Origin of the sequence: Mesorhizobium sp., assembly GCF_017306585.1 — a bacterium.
In the GTDB taxonomy this organism is placed as follows: Bacteria; Pseudomonadota; Alphaproteobacteria; order Rhizobiales; family Rhizobiaceae; genus Mesorhizobium.
Genome location: NZ_JAFKIC010000078.1, coordinates 1 through 5,792 on the forward strand (window position 1 = coordinate 1; position 5,792 = coordinate 5,792).

Annotated in this window: 6 protein-coding genes; all 6 read right to left on the reverse strand. The window is 63.7% G+C overall.

All coding sequences use genetic code 11. The features are described from left to right. A partial coding sequence (iolG, locus tag J0I79_RS02830; protein WP_292855209.1) for an inositol 2-dehydrogenase occupies nucleotides 1-877 on the reverse strand: 877 nt, incomplete at its 3' end. A 20-nt stretch (nucleotides 878-897) separates the two neighbouring features. Then, nucleotides 898-1,707: an ATP-binding cassette domain-containing protein gene (locus J0I79_RS02835; protein WP_292855210.1), complete on the reverse strand. Its 810-nt coding sequence runs from the start codon at nucleotides 1,705-1,707 to the stop codon at nucleotides 898-900. Then, entirely contained in the window at nucleotides 1,707-2,816 is a 1,110-nt protein-coding gene (locus J0I79_RS02840; protein WP_292855211.1) for an ABC transporter permease, read from the reverse strand. Before J0I79_RS02840 ends, J0I79_RS02835 begins: the two co-directional genes overlap by 1 nt. A gap of 122 nt (nucleotides 2,817-2,938) precedes the next feature. Next, on the reverse strand, nucleotides 2,939-3,928 hold the full coding sequence (locus J0I79_RS02845) for a sugar ABC transporter substrate-binding protein (protein ID WP_292855212.1): 990 nt from the start codon (nucleotides 3,926-3,928) through the stop codon (nucleotides 2,939-2,941). 102 nt (nucleotides 3,929-4,030) lie between these two features. Continuing rightward, entirely contained in the window at nucleotides 4,031-4,873 is an 843-nt protein-coding gene (locus J0I79_RS02850; RefSeq protein WP_292855213.1) for a polysaccharide deacetylase family protein, read from the reverse strand. Beyond that, complete coding sequence (gene iolE / locus J0I79_RS02855) at nucleotides 4,863-5,792, reverse strand: myo-inosose-2 dehydratase (RefSeq protein WP_292855214.1); 930 nt, start codon at nucleotides 5,790-5,792, stop codon at nucleotides 4,863-4,865. Before iolE ends, J0I79_RS02850 begins: the two co-directional genes overlap by 11 nt.

Sequence of the window (5,792 nt, forward strand, 5' to 3'; positions counted from 1 at the left end):
GCGACCGGATGAAATGGTCGAGTTCCGCCTGGTAGGATTCGGCATAGCGCTCGACGAAGAAATAGAGCGGCCGGTCTGCCGATATTCCGCTCTCGCCGCTGAAGCTGACGGAGGTCGGCGTGCGGTTGCCGGCCTGCAACATGCCTTTTGAACCGTGCACCTCGATGCGCTGGTCGTAGCCATAGACGGCGCGCACGCTGTTGTTGATGTGGCATTGCCGGCCCGAGGCGGTGCGCAGGATGAACATCGCCGTGTCGTAATCGCCGAGCCTGGCATAGTAGGGCAGCACCAGTGAGGAGCCGGTGGCGAAGAGCTCCACCGGTTCCTCGCCGAGCAGGAAGCGCGCCATGTCGAAATCGTGAATGGTCATCTCGCGGAACACGCCGCCGCCGCTTGCCAGTGCCTCCTCGCTTTCCGGCTCGGGATCGCGGCTGGTGATGATGACCTGCTCGACCGCGCCGATTTTGCCGGCGTCGATCCTTTGCCGGACAGCGGCGAAAGATGGATCGAAGCGCCGGTTGAAGCCGATCTGCATCGGCACGCCGGCTTTCTCGACCGCGGCCAGGCATTCGTCGGTTCGTGCAATATCGAGATCGATGGGTTTTTCGCAGAAGATCGCCTTGCCCTTGCCCGCGGCCTCGATGATCAGATCGGCATGGGTTCGTGTGGCCGAGGCGATGACCACGGCCTTCACCGTGGGGTCGTTCATCACCATCGCGGTATCGGCGACCTCCGCGCCTGTCTCCACGGCGATGCGCTCGGCTGCCTCGCGCTGGGGATCGACGACGAAGCGGAAGCGCACGCCTGGATGGCGGGCAAGGTTTTTCGCATGCACCGAGCCGATCAGCCCGGCGCCGAACAGTGCGGCGTCGATCATTTTTCTCTCTTTTCAGTCCTTCAGGAAACCGCTTCCGCGCCGGATCCGGATTTGCTGAAGCGCTCCAGTTCCTGTTGCAATTCGCGGATCTCGCGGCCGCCGGCCATCATGTCCAGCACCTCTTTCTCGGTGATCTCGCTCTTGCGGAAGGTGCCGAGCGAACGGCCCCGGTTCAGCATGGTGAAGACATCGCCGATCGGATAGGCGTGGTGGATGTTGTGGGTGATGAAGATGACGGCCAGCCCGCGCTGACGCGCCTGAGCCACATAGCGCAGCACGATCGAGGCCTGGTGCACGCCGAGCGCCGAGGTCGGCTCGTCGAGGATCAGCACACGCGCGCCATGATAGACGGCGCGAGCGATCGCCACGCATTGCCGTTCGCCGCCGGAAAGCGTGCCCACCGCCTGCTGCGGATCGCGCACATTGATGCCGATCTTGCCAAGCTCCTCATAGACGATGGCGTCGGCGCGTTTCATGTCGATGCGCTTGGTGATCCACGCGCCCTTCAGCGGCTCGCGGCCAAGGAAGAAATTGCGGGTGATGCTCATCAACGGGATCATCGACAGATCCTGGAAGACGGTGGCGATGCCGGCATCGAGTGCCTGGCGCGGCGATGCGAAGGTCACCGGCTTGCCGTCGACATACATCTGGCCTTCGCTCGGCGTGTGGACCCCCGACAAGGTCTTGATCAGCGTCGACTTGCCGGCGCCATTGTCGCCAAGCAGGCAATGGACCTCGCCGGCATGCGCGGCAAAGGACATGTCGCGGATCGCCGTCACCGAACCGAAGCGGCGGGTGACGTTGCGAAGTTCGATCAAGGGTTCGGCCATCAGCGTGCCTCCGTCGCCTTGCGGCGCACGTAATTGTTGACCAGCACGGCGATCAGAAGCATCGAGCCGAGGAAGACCTGGAACCAGTCGGTGTCGATGCCGGTGTAGAAGATGCCCATCTCCACCGTGCCGAAGATAAGCGCGCCGAACATGGCGCCGATGGCCGAGCCATAGCCGCCGGTCAGCAGGCAACCCCCGATCACTGCGGCGATAATCGCCTGGAATTCCTTCTGCGTGCCACGCAGCGTGTCGGCGGAGCCGGATTCCAGAACCTGGATGACGGCGAACAAAGTCGCCGAAAGCGCGGTGCCGATGAAAAGCAGGATCTTTACGCGGTCGACAGGCACGCCGACATTGCGGGCGGCACGGTCGTCGCCGCCGACAGCGAACACCCAGTTGCCGAAACGCGTCTTGATCAAGAGCCAGGTCGCGAACGCCGTCACGATCACCCACCAGAGAATGGACATGGACAGGCCCTGGACCATCGGCGAGCCGTCGGGCCGCGCGGCGATCCAGCCATGCGTGGCGAGCCAGGCGAAAACCGGCCCGCCGAATTTGCCTCCGAACAGCCAGACGACGAAACTGCCCTCGTGGCCCTCGGTGATGTAGGGGATCTGCGTGCGGCCGGTGATGGTGCGGGTGACCGCCAAGGTTAGGCCGCGCAGGATGAACAGTCCGGCAAGCGTCACGATGAAGGACGGCAGCCGGGTGCGCACGACGAGAAACCCGTTGAGCGCGCCGACGACGATGGCGACGACGAAGGTGATCGCCACGGTGACGGGGATGGAAAGCCCGAACTGGGTGACGCAAAGGCCGATGGTGACGCTGGCAAAACCGATCATCGAGCCCAGCGACAGATCGAACTCGCCGCCGATCATCAAGAGCGCCACCGCAGCGGCAAGGATGCCGAGCTGAGCGGAGACCTGCAGGAAGTTGGCAATGCCGGCCATCGAGAACAGGCCGCTGTTGCCCGCGGTGAGGCCGAAGGCCAGGAAGACCAGGATGGTGCCGGTGAGGGCGCCGAGTTCGGGACGCCGCATCAGCCGCGTCAGGTTTCGTGAAACGGGTTTCGGCTCAGGCGGATGGGCCGGGTTCAGTGCATCTGTCACAATCGTCAAACCTCAGTCGGTGTCTGGAGCAATCCCGGGAGGGCATGAAGTAGATTTCTCCCGCGAAATCGCGTCAATACAAAGCGGCCCGCCGGCCAGGGAACCGGCGAGCCGCTTGAGGCTCAGCGGATGCCGGCCTTGCTGAGATCGCCAACGGCAGCGGCGTCATCCTTCATGATGAAGGACGGGCCGGTGCGCACGGCCGAGGTGGGGAAGGTCTTCCACATCGCCTTGTTGGTCAGGAACACGACCGGATAATAGCCCATCATGTATTGCTGGTTGTCGATGCCGAACATCATCGTGCCCTTGCTCACCGCATCGAGGATTTCGGGCGACAGGTCGAAGGTGCCGATCTTGTAGTTGCCGATGGTGCCGGCGTCCTGGAACATCTTGAGCAGTGGCGCGGCAACCGTCGGGCCGAGCGTCAGCACGCCCGTGACGTCGGGATGCGCGGTGAGATAGCCCTCGACCCGGCGTGTGACGTCGGTCGGGTCCATGGTGGCCGCTACGACGGCAGAGGCGCCGCCGCTCTTCTTCAGCCCGTCATTGTAGCCTTCGCAGCGCTTGTCGAGGCTGACATTGCCGACCTCGTGGTTGACGCAGATGCCTTGCTTCACGCCCGCCTTGGCCATGATCTCGCCGGCCTTGACGCCGTTGTCGTATTCGGAGCCGCCGCCGACGAAGAGGTCGAGGCCCCACGGCTCGACTGCCTCCTCGCCGCTGTCGATGACGACGACCGGAATGCCGGCCGCCTTGGCGGCCTGGATCGGCGCCTTCAGGGCATCCATGTCGGGGATGGAGACGACCAGCCCGTCCGGCTGCGAGGCGGTCGCGGCCTCGATCATCCGGGCCATGCGCACCACGTCGAAGGTTTCAGGCGCCTGGTATTCGACCTTGACGCCGAGCTGCTTGGCGGCGGCCTGCATGCCGTTCTTCACCACGCTCCAATAGACGTCGTTGGCCTGGCCGTGCGTGACGAAGACGATGCGCACATCGCTCTCCTTCTTCACCTGCGCCGACGCCGGGAGGATGCTGGCGCCGGCGAAAGCGAGTGAGAGCGCTGCGGCGCCAAGCATGGTTCGCATTCTGGACATCGAGAATAGGGCAGTCATCATCGTTCTCCTCAGTTGTTGTTGTCTTGTCTCAAGTCTTGGCCTCAACCCTCCCGGTCGGGCCATTTCGCCTTTATTCCAGTTGTTTTCGTTGGAGCATGGTCATGCCCTGAAGTCCCGGAGCGAACCGCGGCGGATGGACAGCCCATCCACGAAGGCCATGAAATCCGGGTCTGGAAGCAGGTCGAATTCATCGATGCGGATCTGCGCCGAGTTCGGTTCGATCACCTCGATCTCGCCCGGCGCGTTAGCGTGCAGGCAAAGGAAATTCAGGCCCTCGCCGATTTGCCCGAACAGCATCTCATAGCGCGCGCGGGCGGGCTGGTTGCGATGCCAGGGCGTTTCCAGGACGGCGCTGGCCAGGGTTTCACCCGCATCGGCAAGCCGCTTTCCCGGTGCGGTGTAGACGCTCTCGTCGAGCGGGCCCAGATTGTGGATCGGCCCGTAGACGGAGATGGCTTTCGGGAACAGCGTCGGGATCCCGTACTCGATGCCGACAGCGGCATAGCGGTCGACGAATTCGGGCGAAAACACCGCGCCCATGTGGCCATCCATATGAGTGAGCGAAAGCCCCGCGGCCAATGCCGCGTCGATCTGCGCGCGCATCTCGGCTTCCACCGCTTCCGGCTCGCCCCTGGCGCGCAGTTCGGGCACGCCGCGAAAGAGATAGCCGTCGCTGTCGACGATGCCCGACGCCTGGCTCGCCTTGGTCAGCGGCCGCCAGCGGTAATACTTCTTCTCGGACGTGAGCGTGATGTGGACGCCGAGATTGAGCGAGGCGTCTTTCGCGCCTTCCTCGGCGATTTCGAGGTACCATGGGCAAGGCACCATGACCGAGCCGCTGTCGACCGCGCCGGCGCGCTTCAGGGCGAGATAGGCGACGTTGGCGCCGTGGCACATGCCGACGTCGTCGATGTTGATGACGACCTTGCGTTCAGCCGGCATGGCGGACATCCTTCTGGCGTTCTTCCACGGTGAAGCCGGCTTCTTCAGCGAGCGTCTTCAGATTGCGGTAGCCCATCGTGGCATAGGTCAGCGGATGCGCCTTGGCCGGATCCTGCTCGGCCTCGACAACCAGCCAGCCGGCATAGCCCTTGTCGGCGAGGATTTTCAGCAGTCTGGGATAATCGATCGCTCCGTCGCCCGGCACGGTGAAGATGCCTTCCATTACCGCGCCCATGAAGCTCATGTCGGTCTCGCGCGCATTCTTCAGCATCGCCGGGCGCACATCCTTGCAATGGACATGGACGACGCGACCGACATGGCGGCGCAGCAATTGCTCGGGGTCGCCGCCGGAAAAGGCGCAGTGTCCGGTGTCGTAGAGCAGCCCGACCGCTTCGCCGGTGGTCTTCATCAGCATGTCGATCTCGCCGTCGGTCTCGACGATCGTGCCCATGTGGTGGTGGAAGGCCATGCCGACGCCGAAATCGGCAAAGCGCTCCGCAAGGCGCGTGATCTTGGCGCCGTAAGATTTCCATTCGTCGGCCGCGAGCTTCGGCCGCTGCGAGATCGGGTCATGGATCGCGCCATGACGGCCGCGAGACGTGTCGGCATAGACAACATGCTTCGCGCCGAGATCCCTGAGCAGGGTCAGATGCGGGCGTATCGCCTCGAATTCCTCATCTACCTCCTTCTGGCAGATACGCCCGTCATACCAGCCGGAGACCAGTGCCAGCCCATAGTGATCGAGGATCGGGCCGAGCGCGCGGCTCTCACGCGGGAACTTGCCGCCGAGTTCGGTGCCGGCATAGCCAGCCTGCGCGGTCTCGCTCAGACACGTCTCAAGCGGCGTGTCTCCGCCAAGCTCGGGCACATCGTCATTGCTCCAGGTGATGGGATTGATGCCAAGTCTGACTGTGCTCAT